At 35.4% G+C, this 18,378-nt stretch carries 20 protein-coding genes; 14 read left to right on the top strand and 6 right to left on the bottom strand.

Annotated features, from left to right (window positions below; translation table 11 throughout):
* Window positions 1-5: 5 nt before the first annotated feature.
* The gene (ychF, locus tag ACOCEA_RS09815; RefSeq protein WP_420756055.1) at window positions 6-1,100 is read right to left on the bottom strand and encodes a redox-regulated ATPase YchF; all 1,095 of its coding nucleotides are present in this window, start codon (window positions 1,098-1,100) and stop codon (window positions 6-8) included.
* A 279-nt stretch (window positions 1,101-1,379) separates the two neighbouring features.
* Here ychF and ACOCEA_RS09820 point away from each other — a divergent pair, with 279 nt between their 5' ends.
* The 5 genes from ACOCEA_RS09820 to ACOCEA_RS09840 all read left to right on the top strand — a co-directional run bounded on the left by ACOCEA_RS09820 (window position 1,380) and on the right by ACOCEA_RS09840 (window position 6,959).
* Window positions 1,380-1,958, top strand: coding sequence for an RNA polymerase sigma factor (locus tag ACOCEA_RS09820; RefSeq protein ID WP_420756056.1), 579 nt, complete (start codon window positions 1,380-1,382; stop codon window positions 1,956-1,958).
* Window positions 1,959-2,013: 55 nt separating this feature from the next.
* Window positions 2,014-3,009, top strand: a complete 996-nt coding sequence (locus ACOCEA_RS09825) for a FecR family protein (RefSeq protein WP_420756057.1) — start codon at window positions 2,014-2,016, stop codon at window positions 3,007-3,009.
* 17 nt (window positions 3,010-3,026) lie between these two features.
* Window positions 3,027-6,143 (top strand): TonB-dependent receptor, encoded by a 3,117-nt coding sequence (locus ACOCEA_RS09830; protein ID WP_420756058.1) that lies wholly within the window; start codon window positions 3,027-3,029, stop codon window positions 6,141-6,143.
* Between the two features lie 206 nt (window positions 6,144-6,349).
* Window positions 6,350-6,616 carry an arginase family protein gene (locus tag ACOCEA_RS09835; RefSeq protein WP_420756059.1) on the top strand — a complete coding sequence of 89 codons (267 nt, stop codon included), beginning with the start codon at window positions 6,350-6,352 and terminating at the stop codon, window positions 6,614-6,616.
* Window positions 6,546-6,959 carry an arginase family protein gene (locus tag ACOCEA_RS09840; RefSeq protein WP_420756060.1) on the top strand — a complete coding sequence of 138 codons (414 nt, stop codon included), beginning with the start codon at window positions 6,546-6,548 and terminating at the stop codon, window positions 6,957-6,959. Before ACOCEA_RS09835 ends, ACOCEA_RS09840 begins: the two co-directional genes overlap by 71 nt.
* 48 nt (window positions 6,960-7,007) lie before the next feature.
* Here ACOCEA_RS09840 and ACOCEA_RS09845 read toward each other — a convergent pair whose 3' ends face one another.
* The gene (locus ACOCEA_RS09845; RefSeq protein ID WP_420756061.1) at window positions 7,008-7,361 is read right to left on the bottom strand and encodes a 4Fe-4S dicluster domain-containing protein; all 354 of its coding nucleotides are present in this window, start codon (window positions 7,359-7,361) and stop codon (window positions 7,008-7,010) included.
* Window positions 7,362-7,488: 127 nt separating this feature from the next.
* Here ACOCEA_RS09845 and ACOCEA_RS09850 point away from each other — a divergent pair, with 127 nt between their 5' ends.
* The 9 genes from ACOCEA_RS09850 (at window position 7,489) to ACOCEA_RS09890 (ending at window position 15,534) form a co-directional block, all read left to right on the top strand.
* Entirely contained in the window at window positions 7,489-8,553 is a 1,065-nt protein-coding gene (locus ACOCEA_RS09850; protein WP_420756062.1) for an acyl-CoA reductase, read from the top strand.
* 70 nt (window positions 8,554-8,623) lie between these two features.
* Window positions 8,624-9,688 (top strand): 3-phosphoserine/phosphohydroxythreonine transaminase, encoded by a 1,065-nt coding sequence (gene serC, locus ACOCEA_RS09855; RefSeq protein ID WP_420756063.1) that lies wholly within the window; start codon window positions 8,624-8,626, stop codon window positions 9,686-9,688.
* Between the two features lie 3 nt (window positions 9,689-9,691).
* A complete protein-coding gene (locus tag ACOCEA_RS09860; RefSeq protein ID WP_420756064.1) occupies window positions 9,692-10,642 on the top strand; it encodes a D-2-hydroxyacid dehydrogenase in 951 nt (316 codons plus the stop codon).
* A 67-nt stretch (window positions 10,643-10,709) separates the two neighbouring features.
* A complete protein-coding gene (locus ACOCEA_RS09865) occupies window positions 10,710-11,342 on the top strand; it encodes a DUF937 domain-containing protein (protein ID WP_420756065.1) in 633 nt (210 codons plus the stop codon).
* 71 nt (window positions 11,343-11,413) lie between these two features.
* The gene (locus ACOCEA_RS09870) at window positions 11,414-11,875 is read left to right on the top strand and encodes a DUF6146 family protein (RefSeq protein WP_420756066.1); all 462 of its coding nucleotides are present in this window, start codon (window positions 11,414-11,416) and stop codon (window positions 11,873-11,875) included.
* 29 nt (window positions 11,876-11,904) lie between these two features.
* Window positions 11,905-12,222 carry a DUF6787 family protein gene (locus ACOCEA_RS09875; RefSeq protein ID WP_420756067.1) on the top strand — a complete coding sequence of 106 codons (318 nt, stop codon included), beginning with the start codon at window positions 11,905-11,907 and terminating at the stop codon, window positions 12,220-12,222.
* 52 nt (window positions 12,223-12,274) lie between these two features.
* The gene (locus ACOCEA_RS09880; protein WP_420756068.1) at window positions 12,275-12,604 is read left to right on the top strand and encodes a hypothetical protein; all 330 of its coding nucleotides are present in this window, start codon (window positions 12,275-12,277) and stop codon (window positions 12,602-12,604) included.
* A 54-nt stretch (window positions 12,605-12,658) separates the two neighbouring features.
* Window positions 12,659-14,923: a TonB-dependent receptor gene (locus ACOCEA_RS09885; RefSeq protein ID WP_420756069.1), complete on the top strand. Its 2,265-nt coding sequence runs from the start codon at window positions 12,659-12,661 to the stop codon at window positions 14,921-14,923.
* Between the two features lie 101 nt (window positions 14,924-15,024).
* Window positions 15,025-15,534, top strand: coding sequence for a hypothetical protein (locus ACOCEA_RS09890; RefSeq protein ID WP_420756070.1), 510 nt, complete (start codon window positions 15,025-15,027; stop codon window positions 15,532-15,534).
* 8 nt (window positions 15,535-15,542) lie between these two features.
* On the opposite strand, the gene ACOCEA_RS09895 is transcribed toward ACOCEA_RS09890, so the two are convergent.
* From ACOCEA_RS09895 to folE, 4 genes are all read right to left on the bottom strand, one after another.
* A complete protein-coding gene (locus ACOCEA_RS09895) occupies window positions 15,543-15,980 on the bottom strand; it encodes a monoheme cytochrome C (protein WP_420756071.1) in 438 nt (145 codons plus the stop codon).
* A gap of 18 nt (window positions 15,981-15,998) precedes the next feature.
* Window positions 15,999-17,219: a sulfite oxidase gene (locus ACOCEA_RS09900; RefSeq protein ID WP_420756072.1), complete on the bottom strand. Its 1,221-nt coding sequence runs from the start codon at window positions 17,217-17,219 to the stop codon at window positions 15,999-16,001.
* A 53-nt stretch (window positions 17,220-17,272) separates the two neighbouring features.
* On the bottom strand, window positions 17,273-17,560 hold the full coding sequence (locus ACOCEA_RS09905) for a hypothetical protein (RefSeq protein ID WP_420756073.1): 288 nt from the start codon (window positions 17,558-17,560) through the stop codon (window positions 17,273-17,275).
* Between the two features lie 99 nt (window positions 17,561-17,659).
* Window positions 17,660-18,259, bottom strand: coding sequence for a GTP cyclohydrolase I FolE (gene folE, locus ACOCEA_RS09910; RefSeq protein ID WP_420756074.1), 600 nt, complete (start codon window positions 18,257-18,259; stop codon window positions 17,660-17,662).
* Between the last annotated feature and the right edge of the window lie 119 nt (window positions 18,260-18,378).

Consider the following 18,378-nt stretch of genomic DNA (forward strand, 5'->3'; position numbering starts at 1 on the left):
ACGGTCTAAACATTAAATCTAAAGTGCATGACATCGCCATCTTTTACAATATACTCCTTTCCTTCAACACGCATTTTACCAGCTTCCTTTACTTTTGCCTCACTACCAAAATTAACATAATCGTCATAAGCAATAACCTCTGCACGTATAAAGCCTTTTTCAAAATCGGTATGTATTACCCCTGCGGCTTGGGGTGCAGTAGCACCTACAGGAATAGTCCAGGCCCTAACCTCCTTTACCCCAGCCGTAAAGTAAGTTTCTAGGTCTAAAAGTTTGTATGCCCCACGGATTAATTTAGCAGAACCTGGCTCTTTTAAACCCAAATCCTCTAGAAACATTTGTCGTTCCTCGTAAGTTTCCAACTCAGTGATATCAGCTTCAGTTCCCACTGCCAAAACGATAACCTCCGCATTTTCATTGGCAACAGAGGTTTTCACTTTTTCTACATATTCGTTGCCATTTACAGCGGCACCTTCATCAACATTACAAACATACAATACTGGTTTGTCAGTAATAAATTGTAAGGGTTTAACAAACTCGGCCCTGTCTTCCTTAGATATCTCAATAGCTCTAACAGAAGTTCCTGATTCTAGTCCATTTTTTATGGCTTGTAGCACGGCTTCCTCTTTCTGGGCTTCTTTATTGCCTGTTTTCGCAGCTCTTTTTACTTTATCCAACTTTTTCTCAACGGTTTCCAAATCTTTTAGCTGCAACTCCATATCTATGGTCTCTTTGTCCCGTATTGGATCCACACTACCATCTACATGAACAATATTGTCATTGTCAAAACAACGTAAGACATGTAAAATAGCATCTGTCTCCCTAATGTTACCCAAAAACTGGTTCCCTAAACCTTCACCTTTACTGGCACCCTTTACCAAACCTGCAATGTCTACAATCTCAACTGTAGCTGGCAAAACTCTTTCTGGATTCACCAATTCCTCCAATTTTTCCAATCTAGTATCGGGTACGTTCACAACTCCAATATTGGGTTCTATAGTGCAAAAAGGAAAGTTGGCACTCTGTGCTTTGGCATTGGACAAACAATTAAAAAGGGTCGATTTTCCAACATTTGGCAATCCTACGATACCTGCTTTCATCTTGTAAACTGTAATTAAAAAGGTTTAATTTTTTTAGGTCTATTAAAATAGTGCGCAAAGATAACTTTTTGAAATGGTATTGGTAGAAAGTATTTTTAATGGAATTGCTGTTGGATTGATATCTTACAAAAAATTATGCATGCATATGATTTTATTTTAGCATATTTTTAATTTTTTTTACATAAAAATCAATAAAAACTCCATTTTAGTAAAAAAAATTCATTATTTAAAATACTTTTAATAAGTTTTACATATATTACGTTTTTCTATTTCATGAAAATGAGCACTATAAATGAAAAGCTTTTGTGGCAATTGTTTATTGAAGGTGAAATAAATGCTTTTTCTTCTTTATTCAAAACATACTATTCCGAATTGCACAATTATGGAATAAAAATAACTTCGGATCAAATGATTACAGAGGATTGCCTCCAAAGTTTCTTTGTATACTTATATAATTCACGAGAAAATTTAGGTACAATAAACAATGTGAAATCATATTTGTTTATTTCATTTAGAAGGGCACTATTAAAGTTTATTAAAAAAGAGCGTCGTTATACTTCATATGATCAAATTTTTGAAACAAATGAAATTTTTGGCTTCTCCACAGTGGAACTTGCAATTGACCAAGAGGTAGTTAAACTTAAAAATGAAACACTTGCATCTCTCTTAAACGCATTATCTGTTAGACAGCGTGAAGTTATTTATCTTAAATATTACAGTAATCTAACAACTAACGAGATTTCTGAAGTTATGGATATATCATACCAAAGTGTTTTGAACTTGCTTCAAAAGGCCTTTACAAAGCTTAGAAGCAAGGTAGAGGACCAAAAAATTTCAGCAATTTTTAAAATAAACTAAAATTATAGGGTATAATACCTTATAAGTGGTCTCTTTATTAAAGAAGACCATTCCTATGAGCAAAAAAGACCTTTCCCTATTAGAAATTTTGACTTCAGATGCATCATTTATTAATTGGGCTAAAAACAATAATCAAAATGACGTTTCATTTTGGAATGAATGGATTGAAAAACATCCAGAAAAAATTCATACGGTTTATAATGCCAAATCAATAGTGCTAGGGATAAAATTTAAAAAGCACAATCCTACGGAAAGTAAGGTCAATGGAGAGTTAAAAGAGGTTATTTCAAAAATCGATCCAACATCTAAAAGCTTAAAAAGAGTAAAGAACAAACCATTTAGAATTGCTAGTCTAGCGATAGCCTTTGTTCTTGTTTTGGTAACGGGTATTACTTTTAAGCTAATAAAGAACGATACTACGGTTGTTCATAAAACGGTATATGGAGAAATCATAGATTTGAAATTACCAGACGGCACCTCCGTAGTACTAAATGGCAACTCGGAAATTTCATATAAAAAAACAGATGCTCGAAAAATTAACTTATCCGGGGAAGCATACTTTAAGGTTAAATCCATACCATCTACCAATACTAAATTTTGGGTAAACACGAAGGATTTAAAAGTAGAGGTTTATGGAACACAATTTCATGTAAATACGAGAGATGATAAAACGGATGTTCTTCTAGACGAGGGTTCTATAGAATTAATGTTAGGGAACGGAGCTACAAGAACAATGGTGCCTGGCGAATTGGTATCATACTCTATAGGGAACAAGGCGGTTACCCATGAAAAAGTGAGTCAAGAACTTTCCTATTCACTCTGGAGGGAAGGTACCTATATTTTCAATAATACCACGGTATATGAAGTCATGAAAAATGTTGAACATGCCTATGGTTTAGAGACAGAATTCATTGATGAAGAATTAAAAGACGAAAAACTATCGGGAGGTATCCCAAATCAAAATCTCAAAATTTGTTTGTCAGCAATTGAAAAATCGACAGGAACTAGAATTGTTTTAAAGGACAATAGACTATTAATTTTTAAAGACTAACTCAAATTCAAATCATTATGATGAAAACAACTATTACAAACATGCTGATGTTGGCGTCCCTAATTTTTGGGTCACTTCCTATTCAGGCATCGAACAAATCCGATGTGTCCACATTGGAAAAAAGTGTTTCACTTTCAGATTTTTTAGACGATGTGAGTAAAAAACATGAAGTTTATTTCACCTATAACCCAAGTTTAATTTCTGGAGCTCATCTCAACCCAGAAGAATATAGGTACACCAAACTTAACAAGATCATTAATAAACTTGAAAACAAGACAAGTTTTGATTTTGAGTATTTGGGAAATAAATACTACGTAGTGTACCACAAAAAGGCCGAGAAAGTTAAAATAAGTAAACTCAATCTTGAAAATTTGGGCTTTAATACCGAAATAGACCTTACTATATTGCAGAATTCAGTTACCGGTAAGATAACAGATGATAATGGAGCACCATTGGCAGGTGTAAATATTGTTGAGAAAGGTACCCCGAACGGTACTACTACCGATTTTGATGGTAATTATTCTATAGACGTTTCAGATAATGCAGTTTTAGTATATAGTTATATTGGTTTTTCTACAGTTGAAAAGGCAGTAGCCGGACAAGCTGTGGTGAACGTACAATTAAGTGAAGGTGTTAAGTTAGATGAGTTTATTGTTGTTGGTTCTAGGACCGCTCCAAGAAGTAATACAGATACACCATTACCGGTAGATGTTGTTGGTGTTAAAGAGTTGACTTCAACGGGACAAGTTACTTTTGACAAAGCCTTACAGTATAGAATACCATCTTTTAACACGGTACAAACACCCGTGAACGATGCAACATCTTTGTTGGATCCATATGAAATTAGAAATATGGGGCCAAGTAGGACATTGATATTGATCAATGGAAAACGGAAGAACTTAAGTGCGCTATTATATACACAAACATCACCAGGTCGTGGTGAGACGGGTGCTGACATATCTGCCATACCAACGGATGCCATAAAAAGAGTTGAAATTCTTCGTGATGGTGCTTCTGCCCAATATGGCTCCGATGCCATTGCAGGTGTTATGAATATCATATTAAAAGATTCTCCAAATGATGGATCGGCAACAATTAGAACTGGAATTACTTCTGAAGGTGACGGCGAAATGTTTGGCGTTGCAATCAATAATGGATCAGAGATTGGCGATGATAAAGGTTTTGTAAATTATACCGTGGACTTTTCTAAGGTTAATTTAGCTAATAGACCAGGTACCGTTAACGCTGCTGGTGAAGCTGGTGATTTTGGCGCCGATATTGCTGATGTACAAGAATTTTTATCTAGAAGACCCGATGCTGGTAACATTAATGGTTCCCCAGAAACAGCAGCGGCCAAATTTTCTGTTAACTTTGGATATGATTTAAGTGAGAATTCTTCACTTTATGCAAATGCCGCATATGTTTATAAATCTGTAAACAGTTTTGCCAACTATAGGACTCCTTATTGGAGGACCGTTGATGACTTCCCTTATTTAGCGGACTTTTTTCCAGGCAATAATCCAAATACTGCTGGTGGATATGATGGTTATGTTCCAACTTTTGAAGGATTATTAAGTGATTATAATGGTACGGTAGGTTTCAAATCAACTATCAACGATTGGAATATTGATGCTAGTTTTACAACGGGTGGTAACCTTCAAACCTATAAAGTTAATAACTCTCATAACCGTAATGTCGTTTATTCCCCATCAACATGGGTTGATACTAACGGTAACGGTTCAATTGATGATGGTGAGGTTACCGAAGGTTCTCAATTGTATAGGGAAAATAGTCAGCAATCATTTGATCCGGGAGGAACTAAGTTTTCCCACAATGTAGGAAATATAGATATTTCTAGAATTTTGTCTGATAAGGTAAGTATTGGTATTGGTGCAGAGTTTAGAACAGAGACTTTTGAAGTGATAGAAGGAGAGCTAGCTTCTTATGATGGAGGTGGTGCCGATTCATTTGCAGGTGCTTCTCCTCAAAATTCCGGTAAATTCAACCGTTATAATATTGGAGGGTATTTTAGTTTGGATTATGATGTAACCGATGCTTTCCTTTTAAGCGGTACCATAAGAACAGAAAATTATTCAGATTTTGGTAATGCTTTTGTTTACAAATTTAGCTCTCGTTACAAAGTAAGTGACGAATTTACCTTAAGAGGGTCTATTTCTTCTGGATTTAGGGCCCCTACCCTGCACCAAATTTATACACAAAAAGCACAATATAGCTTTGTCCCCGGTCAAGGGATTCAGGTTGGTGGTTTAATAAACAATGTCTCGACACAAGCGAAACTTTTAGGTATAGAATCATTAGATGCTGAGACTTCCACAAACTTTACAGTTGGTTTTGGAGGTAAAATCGCAAATAATTTTAGTTATACCTTAGATTATTATAATATTGCTGTAAAGGATAGGATTGTTTTAGGGTCTGAAATAGGTCCAAGTGGAGATGCCACAAATCCCTTGGATATTTTGTTAGCCAATAATAATTTAAGTGATGTTAGTTTCTTTTCTAATGCGATTGACACCAAAACCTCTGGTATAGATGTGGTATTGGCGTATAAGAATATCATTATTGGAGAAGGTGAGTTGGATTTGAACTTATCCGGAAATTATACCATCCAGAATAAAAGAGATGGAGCTGTTAAGGATGTTCCTTTAGTTGCAAATTCTGGACAGTCCGTAGTTAATGAAACACAAGAAGCCTTGTTTTTCACTTCTAGGCCTGTTACAAAATGGATACTGGGTGCTAATTACAACATCAATAAATTCGGTTTATCATTGAATAATACCTTCTTTGGTAAAACTACATTTCAACAACAGGGCCTAAGTGCTGACTTATTTACAGAATTCACACCTAAGATTGTTACTGATTTAGGTGTTAACTTCAATGCTACCGATAAATTTACGATTGCATTGAACATCAATAACATTTTGAATGTTTTACCTGAGTGGAGTTTTAAATCCAAGAATGCTGCTGGTGATGCTATCTTGGCCGACCCTGCTCAGACTTTAAATCAATCTAACTTGATTACATTTAACCAACGTTATTCTCAAATGACATATGATGGCTACCATTTTAGCCAATTGGGAACAATGTTCAACTTATCATTAAACTATAAATTTTAAGACATTGTCTTAAAATTAACTTTTAAATTATCTTAAAGCTGCCTAAGTTAAGGCAGCTTTTTTTTGCTATGGGAAAGAAAATAATACTACGGGGAGTTTCATTTGACGATAAATCTTCTTTTCTAAAAAGAAGGGCTTTAATTAGCGCCATCATTAGCAAAGGAAAGTTATCAAAGTAATTCTTCAATTTTTTTTCAGAAAATGGTATGGAGGTTACACCAAATATGCTCGATGACAAAGGTGATTTTAAAATAGACAATTATTTGGATATTACAGAAATCACTATTGAGAATCTAAAAAAGGATAAAACCATCATTACTTTGGGAGGTGACCATTCTATTACGTATCCCATAATTTATGCCATGCGTTCAAAATACAATAATTTGTTTAATCTGCATATTGATGCACATTCTGATTTGTATCAAGAATTTGAAGGGACCCCTATTCACATGCCTGTCCTTTTTCCAGAATAATGGAAAACAATTTGGCAAAAAACTTGTCCAAGTAGGTATAAGGACACTAACATCTTATCAACAAGAACAAGCTGATAAATACAGGGTAATCATTATACAATGTAAAGGTTTTGAATTAAGGAAGATGCCCAAGTTAAAAGGTCCTTTATACGTATCTATAGATTTAGATATCTTAGGTCCTGCATTTGCCGCAAGGGTATCCCACCATGGGCCAGGAAGATTAAGTACCGGACAATTGCTGGTTATAATTCAAAGTATTAATACAACTATTGTAGAGACAGATATTGTAGAATACAATCCAAAAAAAGGATATCAATGGTGTTACAGGAATAGTAATCAATAAAATTTTAAAAGAAATTGCCGTAAAGATGATAGACTTCAGTTCTTACAATTACCCCTCTGGGTGCATGAACTTTTGCTTAGCAAGTAGTACCTCTTCAGATTCTACATGATCCTCATCCGGTATACAACAATCCACAGGGCATACTGCGGCACATTGTGGTTCTTCATGAAAACCCATACACTCGGTACATTTATCCGGAACAATATAATACACTTCATCACTTATAGGTTCCTGTACTTCCTCGGCATTTACCTCTTTACCATTAGGTAGAACAACATTGCCGCTTAATGAAGTACCATCATTATATCGCCATTCATCCGCACCTTCATAAATTGCAGTGTTAGGACACTCGGGCTCGCAAGCACCACAATTTATGCATTCATCTGTTATTATAATTGCCATAATCTATATATACATGTTAATCCAGGAATATAACTCATTTTCATCAAATTTATTTCTTCAAAATTTTTAAATGAGTATCCTTATTTTTGCACAAAGGTAAACCCTAAAACTTCCTTTTACAAATATAATGAGCCAGCTTAAGCAAGATCTTGATCCTTTTGTTAAACTTGGAAATTTCCTTAATAAATTTTGTGATTATTCAAATTCAGGTAATTTAAACGAATTATCTGATAATTCCTGGAATTTAAAATTCCAACGAGTAGTCCAAACTGCCAAACATTACAATGGTTGGTTCACAGAAGAAAATATTGTTTACGCTTTTAAACAATGGTCTAAAGCGCTAACAATAGAAAGTTTATCATCTTGGTTATGCAAATATGATATAGCTAAAAGTAACACCAAAACCGTAGCTATTATAATGGCAGGAAATATTCCTTTGGTTGGTTTTCACGATTTACTGTCCGTATTGCTCACTGGTAATAATGCGGTTGTAAAATTATCAAGCAATGACACTTTGTTGATTCCCCTTTTGGTAGACTTCCTTTCTGAACAAGACCCGAAATTTAAGGAAAGGGTTTATTTTACAGATGCCAAGCTTCCAGAATTTGATGCGGTGATTGCCACGGGAAGCAATAACACTGCTCGCTATTTTGAATATTACTTTGGTAAAAAACCTCACATCATTCGAAAAAATAGAAATTCCGTCGCTGTTCTAGATGGTAATGAGAGTCTAGAAGAATTACATGCCTTAGGTATAGATATATTTACCTATTATGGACTTGGCTGTAGAAGTGTTTCTAAATTGTTTGTGCCAAATGATTATGTTTTTGACATGTTTTTTAATGCGATTTATGATTTTAAGGATATTGTCAATCAGGCAAAATACGCCAACAATTATGACTACAACAAGGCCGTTTACCTTATGAGTGAATTTAAGTTTTTGGATAATGGTTTCTTAATGTTAAAAGAAGATCAGGGCTATGGTTCACCCATTGCAACTATATTTTACGAATATTATAATGATAAGACCTCTCTTTTAACTAAATTAAAAAAAGACCATGCACAAATACAATGTGTAGTAACAAGGGATATAATGGACAAAGGAATTTCCTTTGGAAAGACCCAGCAACCAACCTTATGGGATTATGCAGATGGCGTGGATACTGTTGAATTCCTGTTAAAAACATCATAGAATTATCTATTGACAATAACGAAATATCATCATTAATTTCTGACCTTTGACTTTAAATTTTATACAAATAATGAAAAAGCACAATTTTAGCGCAGGACCATGCATATTACCAAAAGAAGTATTGTTAAAGGCATCTGAGGCCGTCATGGACTTCAATGGTTCTGGCCTTTCGTTAATTGAAATTTCTCACAGAAGTAAAGATTTTGTGGATGTAATGGAGAAGGCCCGAACATTGGCACTGGAACTATTAGGTTTAGAAGAAAAGGGTTACCAAGCACTATTTTTACAAGGCGGTGCAAGTCTTGAATTTTTAATGGTAGCATACAATTTATTAGAAACTAAGGCCGGATACTTAAATACCGGTACATGGAGTGATAAGGCTATTAAAGAGGCAAAATTGTTCGGAGAAGTTGTTGAAGTGGGATCTTCTAAAGATGAGAATTTCAACTATATCCCTAAAGGTTATTCAGTGCCCAAAGGTTTAGATTATCTTCACCTTACCAGTAATAATACCATTTATGGTACACAATTTAAAAAATTTCCGGTAACAGAAGCACCGTTGGTTTGTGATATGAGTTCTGATATTTTCTCAAGAACCTTAGATTTTAGCCAGTTTGATCTGATATACGCCGGTGCTCAAAAAAATATGGGTCCGGCTGGAACTACATTGGTAGTTGTAAAAGAGGACATTTTAGGCAAAGTATCCAGAAAAATTCCTTCAATGCTCAACTATCAAATACATATTGATAAAGACAGTATGTACAACACACCATCAGTTTTTGCTGTTTATGTATCTATGTTAACCCTAGATTGGTTAAAAAATCTAGGTGGTATCTCGGCAATTGAAGAGGTCAATGAAAAGAAAGCCAGTCTGCTCTATTCAGAAATAGATTTAAACCCTGTTTTTGAAGGTTATGCAAATAAGGATGACCGATCAATTATGAATGCCACTTTTAACCTCAGTGATCAAGCCCTAAAACCAACCTTTGACGCCATGCTGCAAGAAGCTGGAATTAACGGTCTAAACGGACATAGATCTGTAGGTGGTTATAGAGCAAGTATGTACAATGCACTTTCCCTGGAAAGCGTTGGTGTTTTAGTTGATGTAATGAGTGAAATGGAAAGAAAAGGATAACTAATGAAGATACTTGCCAATGATGGTATATCCGCAAACGGTATAGCCATTCTTGAAAAAAATGGATTTGAAGTTTTGACAACCACAGTTGCCCAAGAACAATTGGCCAATTTCATCAACAAACATAATATTATAGGTTTACTGGTGCGTAGTGCCACTAAAGTAGATAAGTTTTTGATAGATGCTTGTCCGCACTTAAAATTAATTGGGCGTGGTGGTGTAGGTATGGACAATATAGATGTTACTTATGCTGAAGAAAAGGGTTTGCAGGTATTCAATACACCTGCCGCCTCCTCAGAATCTGTAGCAGAACTTGTTTTTGCCCATTTGTATGGTGGTGTTCGTTATTTATACGATGCCAACCGAACAATGCCCTTAGAAGGGGACAGCAATTTTAAACAACTTAAAAAAGCCTATGCCAAGGGAATAGAACTATCGGGTAAAACACTTGGTATAATAGGAATGGGACGTATTGGTGAGGCTACTGCTAAAATTGCCCTTGGTGTTGGTATGAAAGTGGTGTATTTTGACCCTGAAGTTGAAAAAGCAGAGATTAAACTTGCCTTTTATGATGGACAAGAAATTACTTTTAATCTTCACAACTCCACTAAACAAGAGGTTTTAGAACAGGCCGATTTTATTACACTTCACGTACCTGCTCAACAAAAATATGTAATGGGCAAGGATGATTTTCATGCTATGAAAGATGGCGTAGGTATAATAAATGCCTCACGAGGAGGAGTTTTGGATGAAGTTGCCTTGGTCGAAGCACTGGAAAATGGCAAGGTGTCCTTTGCAGGTTTAGATGTATTCGAATCAGAACCTAATCCTGAAATTCGGATATTAATGCACCCAAATATTTCCTTATCGCCCCATATTGGCGCAGCTACCAAAGAAGCACAGGATAGAATTGGCCTAGAATTAGCTGAAAAGGTTATAAATGCTTTAAAATAAATACATCCAAACAAATTTTAGGATCGGTTTTTGTAAATTTCAGACCTAACATTAAATTAACTATAAGATGGCAGGATTATTAGATTTATTAAACAGCCCAATGGGCAAACAATTAATTAGCGGGGTTGCCGGTCAAACCAACCAACCTGAAAATAAAACCGCTGATGTACTTAGTATGGCAATGCCCCTACTTCTAGGTGCTATGAAAAAGAATGTTTCCTCACCACAAGGTGCACAAGGCCTTATGAGTGCGTTATCTAACAAACATGACGGTAGCATATTAGATAATTTGGGGGGCTTGTTTCAAGGGGGCGTAGATGATTCTGTAATTCAAGATGGTGCTGGTATTCTTGGCCATGTATTTGGGGGTAAACAACCTCAAGTAGAAAATGCATTGAGTCAAAAATCAGGATTAGATGCAGGATCGGTTGCCCAAATCCTTAAAATTGCTGCCCCGATTGTCATGGGGTATTTGGGAAGGGAAACCTCACAAAGCAAAGTTAATGATTCCAATGGTATGAACGCATTATTAGGAAGTATGCTAGGAGGTCAACCACAACAGAACCAAAGCTTGATCACGACATTGTTGGATGCAGATGGTGATGGCAGTATTTTAGATGATGTAGCCGGAATGGTAATGGGAAGCAACAAGAAGAAGGGTGGTCTTGGAGGACTGCTGGGAGGTTTATTCGGTAAATAAGCACTTTAACGATATTTAACGGGAGCCGCTTGTAGTCACAAGCGGCTTTTTTGTATCTTAAAGACATGAAAGTGAGTCGTTTCAAACATATATTTAGCCTTATTGGAATCTTTGCCTTAGTAATAACAGCCGCCAATTGTGGTGCAACAAAGGAACGTTTGACAATCACCGAAACAGAAAAACAGGTTTTTGCCCAAACTAAGGAAGATACTATTACTATTGCCAGTGACAAAACAGAATACGAAATTATAATTATTGAACCTGGATTTAATACATGGCTAAACTCCATTGCGAAACCTAGGGGGTATTATTCACAATCTTTTTTTGAAAATAGAAATTGGATTATGGTAAATGAATGGAACCAGAGAGTGCTACAACCAAATAGATTCAGTCCAAATTTGTATGAACTTCAGATAGACTATAAACCCAATATAGACTATGGTTATGAAGTAAACTATAAGCTTTACAATTACTTCATCTATTTCCAAAGAAAGTATAATCAACGCCTAGGTCCTTTTTTACCTCGTATTTAGAATTTATCTTTGCAGTTCATAAAGAAGCTATGAACAAACTAAAAGAACGTTGGGGGATTACCAACAATTTTCAATTAATAATAATCTTTATCGTTTTTTCCATTACCGGTTCCTCGTCTGTTTATGTGGCCAAGCCTTTTTTACAGTTCATTGGATTAGAGTATGGTACTTTTCCAACTACGTGGTGGGGTTCAACAATGTATTGGACACTTCGAATTCTTTTAATTTTCCCTTTCTATCAATTATTACTTGTTATTTATGGCTGGTTATTTGGTCAGTTTAAGTTTTTTTGGGCTTTTGAAAAAAAGATGCTCAAAAGGATAGGTCTAGGTTTCTTATTTAATTAATTTAAGAATTAGTTAACAGCTGTTTAACCTAACGATTGGTTAGCTTTGTAATATGGGGAATAAGAGACCAAATATCTTGTACGCATGGACAGCATTAGTAATCATAGTTTGTCTTTTAACCCCCTACTTAATAAAAATTAACCATGGTATCAATGAGCATCAAAGCGTACATTGCGTTTCAGAAGGCACATTACATATACACAATGTAGAGTTTGATTGTGATTTTGAGCATTATCAACTTAGTTCATTGTTCTATCCAAATCTTTTTGTTGCCGAGATTTTTACATCTCCAAAAATTTTACAGGAGACCATAAATCATTATACTTTTTTAAGTAAGTATCAAAGTCTTCATTTTGTTTTAAGAGGTCCGCCAACTGTGTAATTACTTGTATTATACAGATTTCCGAGGATTAATTATCTTAAAACATTAACGAACATGAAATATTTATTTACTGTCATACTATTGGCATTTTTTAGCAATGTTGTCATTGCACAGAAAACTATTCAAGGCACTATTACCAATAAAGATACAGGGGAACCATTGGAACAAGTTTCCATCTACTTTCCACAATTAGAAAAAGGCACGGTTACCAAAGAAGACGGTACTTATGAAATTTCTAATTTACCAACAGGTAGTTTTAAAATTGTATTATCCTACCTAGGATTCCAAACGTATTCCCAAACTTTAGAACTCAATAATGAACTAACTCAGTTTTCCTTAGGGTTGATTCCTTCAGCAATTGAAATGGAAGAAGTTATTGTTTCCACTCCTTTTCACAAATTACAACGTGAAAATGTCATGAAAGTTGAACAAACCACTATTACCGAGCTAAAAAAAGCAGGTGCCATAAACTTATCGGATGGAATTACAAATATACCAGGTGTAGAAAGTGTTTCTACAGGAGTAGGAATAGGAAAACCGGTAATTCGAGGATTAAGTTCCAATAGGGTATTGACCTACACACAAGGAATACGTCTAGAAAACCAGCAGTTCGGCGATGAGCATGGCTTGGGAATTAGTGACGCAGGTATTGAAAGTGTCGAGGTAATTAAAGGTCCTGCATCTTTATTGTATGGCTCAGATGCCTTAGGAGGCGTGCTGTATCTAAATCCTGAAAAATTTGCAGTCCCTAATGATACAGAAGGAGACATCAACCTTAATTACTTTTCAAATACAGCAGGGATTTCTGGTAATGGAGGTTTTAAGACATCTTCTGAAAAACTTAAATTTCTTGCCAGAATTGGTGGGAACTCCCATGTTGATTATAAAACAGGCAATGGGGAACGCGTCACCAATTCGCGTTTCAATGATTTTGATTTTAAATCAGGATTAGGTTTTCAGGGCACTAATTTTAATTCAGAACTACGCTATAATTTAAACACTACTAAACTTGGTATTCCTGAGGAAATTGGGGAACAAAGTAAGAATAGGGAAGCCATTGAACCCTTTCAAGACATCACGAGCCATATTGTTAGTTCCAAAACAAATTATTATTTTAAAAATTCCAGTTTACAAATTATTTTAGGTTATACTAAAAATAATAGAAAAGAATTTGAAGAACATGATCATGGACAAGTAGATGTGGTTTCTGAGGCCGAATCCCAAAATGAAGAAGAGGCTCCGGCATTAGATATGGAATTAGAGACATTGAGCTATAATTTTCAATATAGCTTACCAAAATTAGGCGCAGTGGAAACTATAGTCGGTGTGCAAGGCATGAACCAAACCAACAGTAATTTCGGCGAAGAAATATTAATACCAGATGCCACTACAAAAGATATTGGCGTATTGGCCACTTCACATATACATTTTAACAAAAGTGACTTACAGCTAGGTATACGATATGATAGAAGAGCACTTGATGGTGATGTAAACGGAGTTTTAGGTGAAGAAAACTATATTGCGGCGCTTGATAGAAATTTTAATAGTTTCAATTTAGCAGCTGGGTATAAGATAGATTTTACTAAGAGTTTTACAACTAGAATTAATTTAGCTTCCGGATTTAGAGCTCCAAATTTAGCGGAACTTACATCAAACGGTTCACATGAAGGAGCCAACAGGTTTGAAATAGGAAATCCTGATTTGACCAATGAGAGAAATATACAGACCGATATTTCCTTAGAATATAAAAACGAGCATTTTGAATTTTTTGTAAACGGATTTTATAATAGTATTTCAGATTATATTTATTTAGAACCTAATGGCGAATTTATTGATCAAGATGCCATATTTCTTTATTTACAACAAGATGCTAGGTTATATGGTATGGAAGCTGGGATACATATTCACCCTCATCCATTGGATTGGTTGCATTTAGAGAGCAATTATTCAGCTGTACGGGGGAAACTGGAAGAAGGTGCTGACTTACCTTTGATACCCGCCAATAACTGGACCAACACGTTACGGTTTACCTTTGAATCTAATAAAAATTATTTTAAAAACAGTTATGGGTTTTTAACCCTTAGGTCCTTTTTTGAGCAAGATAAGGTGAGTGATTTTGAAACACCCACACCATCCTATAACCTATTTAATATTGGATTGGGTACTACCCTATCCATTTCAAATCAGGATATAAACCTAAAATTAAGCGCCAACAACGTTTTTGATGAAAATTATGTTTCTCATTTATCGCGTTTAAAATCGGATGGTATTTCTAATATAGGAAGGAATATTAATCTTGGTATTAGTATTCCTATATAAAGAAAAACTCATAATTATATAAAAAGTCTTTCACCTATTGTGAGAGACTTTTTCTTTTAAATGGTCGTTATACGCTTGATAACTTATAACCAACCATAACTATGACCGCATTTAAGTACTTTGCATTTTTACTTTTATTTTCATTTTATTCCGTTAGTTCACAAGTCCTGAACGTAGAAGAGTCAGCATCATCAAATTTTGATCTAAATATAGTTAGTAATCAATTTTATAGGGCCAGCAATATATATGATTTAACCAATATTGAAAATCGGATTACATATATGATGCCAAAAGAAGCTAATTCTAATTCAATACTATCTCTAGAATATCTGGATACAGATTCTGTCTCTGACAAGTTAAATATGAAGTATCCTTTTAAAAGGAGAAAACATCCAATGGAGAAAACGGGACGAATTCTCACCTATATTGGCGTTCCTCTGGCTATTATTGGAGGAATTATGGTTGCTGGTGCTGATGAACTTTATTATGAATGCGTTAATGGAAACTGTTCTGGGGACGCCAGGGGAGGTTTTGGCGTGGTAATGCTTGGTGCAGGTGCTGGTCTGGCGGGTACAGGAACGGTTCTCTGGATTATTGGAAGCAAGAAGTAGATTGAACTCTACTTTAACTCGTACCAATCTACCGTTGTTAGGGTAGACCTCCTACCCTTTTGTAAGGGAGGATAATTGGTGATCAAATAATCTACTATGATTTCTTGGCTTTCACTCAGGTCCCAAAGTCCTTGTGTCTCTTGCATCCATCTAATGGTAGCATTCCATTGTTCTTTTCCCATTCGGTTTTGAACTATTAGTTTTGAGGAATGGCACGTTGTACAATTGGTTATCACTTGGTTAAGCCCTTTTGCATTAACTAGCCCAGTTGCAACATGCACACCATCCACCACACCTTCTACGGCCTCAATTTCAATATTGCTTTCCTCATTACCAATTTCCAAGGTTTCTTTTGGTGAATTAAAATAATGAAATCCTATACCAACCACTAAGCCCAAAGCGCAAACTAATATTAATAGAGTGAAATGCTGTTTAATTTTTCCCATCAATATCTAGTTTGTTTATTATGCAACTTTTACAGCAATTCTATGACAGGCATTATTTAAATATCCTTTGGGGTTCCAACCGGGTAATACCATAGGTTGTTGCTCTCCGCCAGAATCAGTGGCCCTTGCCCAAACTTCATAATAGCCATTTTTTGGAAATGCTATGGTACCATTAAAATGTTGCCAAGCCAATCTATTTACAGGTTTCTTTAAATTACCCTTAATCCAACTTCTTCCAAAATCTATTGAGAACTCTATCTTCTCCACTTCCAATTCACCGGCCCAGGCATGCCCCCTTATGTTCAAACTATCCCCAGTTTTTAATATAGCACCCGATTTCGGGTAGGTAATCAATGACTTTACAGGCATGGATTCTATTATGCACATATTTTCATCTAAAACGGTTTCCCCAGGTGCAACGGTTTCACATGGGACGCGGTAGGAACTTCCACCCATTTTTTCACCATCGTGTTCTTTATTCCTTACACTAATTCCAGTAAGCCATTTTCCGGAAGCCGATGCTGGGTAACCGCCAGCCACCAATCGTAAAGGAAAACCATGTACGAGCGGGATATCCTCCCCATTCATTTTGAATGCTAATAAAGTCTCCTCCTGTAACGCCTTTGAAATAGGCACACCTCTCGAAATAGGTTCTTTTGATGGATTTCTACTTAAATGGATATCAGCAGAATGATACCCTATGTAAACGGCATCATCCTTTATTCCTACGTCTTGTAATATATCCTTTAACCTTACTCCTGTCCATTCTGCAGATGAAACAGCGCCAATAGTCCATTGATTGCCTTTTGCAGGTGGATTAAATTCACTCCGGCCATTACCACCACATTCTAATGTTAGCTGATACGTATACTGTTTAAATTTAGATTTTAAGTCAGAAAGAGAATAGGTTTTATGACTTTTAACTGATTCCCCATCAATATGAAGTTCCCAATTCCCAACATCAATTTTTTCCGGAATTAATCCATTGTTCCTAATAAACATGTACTTATTTGGGGTCACCAAATCATCCAGCAAATGTGCTTGTGCTTCCATATTCCATGGCTTGTCATTCAAAACAACCATAGAAGGGTCTTTTTTAAATAATTGAAATGGATCTGATTCTTGGAACGCTAACGGAACATAACCTTCAGGCATAAATTCCTTAAATACAACGTCTATACCCAGCAATGTGGCAAGGCCTGTTAAACTAGATTTCTTTACAAAACTTCTTCTTTTCAAAACTTGGATGATTTGAGCTAAAGTTAAGTTTTTTTGATTTTATTAGCTAGCTACTATACCTCAATGGCTTTACCTTTTTTAAAGCCTTTGAGAATATAGGTATATATCCACATTAAGGTAAAGGAGGGAATTAAGTCAAATCCAGGCAGCAATTCCTCAATAAATGTAAGAACTCCAGCCGCTTGGCCTATTTTGCCTTTATACATACGCGTCATAAGCCAGGCAGAAAGAGGTGCCCAAAGGACATCGGAAAATTCGCCAATAAAAGGTATGGCAAAAGATAGCATTCCTATGCCATCAAAAAGTAATCCTTGCAATAGATGTTTGTACTTTTTGTTCATATGGTATTCTTATGAAATTTATTCATTCCCAATAACAAATACAACAAAGATGCCAAACCCAAATTTAATTCTTAAATCCTAATGCCTTTAATAACCGTTCTAAGACAACCTGGCACTAATTAGTTTTAAGAATTCATTTCTGGTCTCAATCTTCTCAAACTGTCCCCTAAATCCAGATGTGGTGGTTACCGAGTTTTGTTTTTGAACACCACGCATCATCATACACATATGTGATGCCTCAATTACCACTGCGACACCTTTTGGTTTTAAAGTTTCATTTATACATTCCAAAATATCATGTGTTAAACGTTCCTGTACCTGTAATCGTCTTGCAAAAACATCTACTACACGCGGAATTTTACTTAAACCAACAATATGTCCGTTAGGGATATATGCAATATGCGCTTTGCCAAAAAATGGCAACATATGATGCTCACACAAAGAGTATAATTCGATGTCCTTAATTATGACCATATCATCATAATCTTCTTTAAACATGGCTCCTTTTAATATCTCTACCGCATCTTGCTTGTAACCTTGTGTTAAAAACAGCATTGCTTTTGCGGCTCGTTCAGGTGTTTTCACCAATCCTTCACGACCAATATCCTCCCCTATTTCATTAATAATAGAGGAATACCTTTCCCTTACTTCATCAGTGATCTCCAAATTATACTCTTCTAAATTCCTGTATGGGGACATATATTTGTGTTTAATCTTTGGTTATTTTTATTAAACAAATTTAAGCATATTATCTTATCGCCTATATAATTTAATCTTAAATAGTTGTTACAAACATAATCTTTTTGGTTTGTTATCTT

The organism is Maribacter luteocoastalis (assembly GCF_048890225.1).
Taxonomy (GTDB): Bacteria; Bacteroidota; Bacteroidia; order Flavobacteriales; family Flavobacteriaceae; genus Maribacter; species Maribacter luteocoastalis.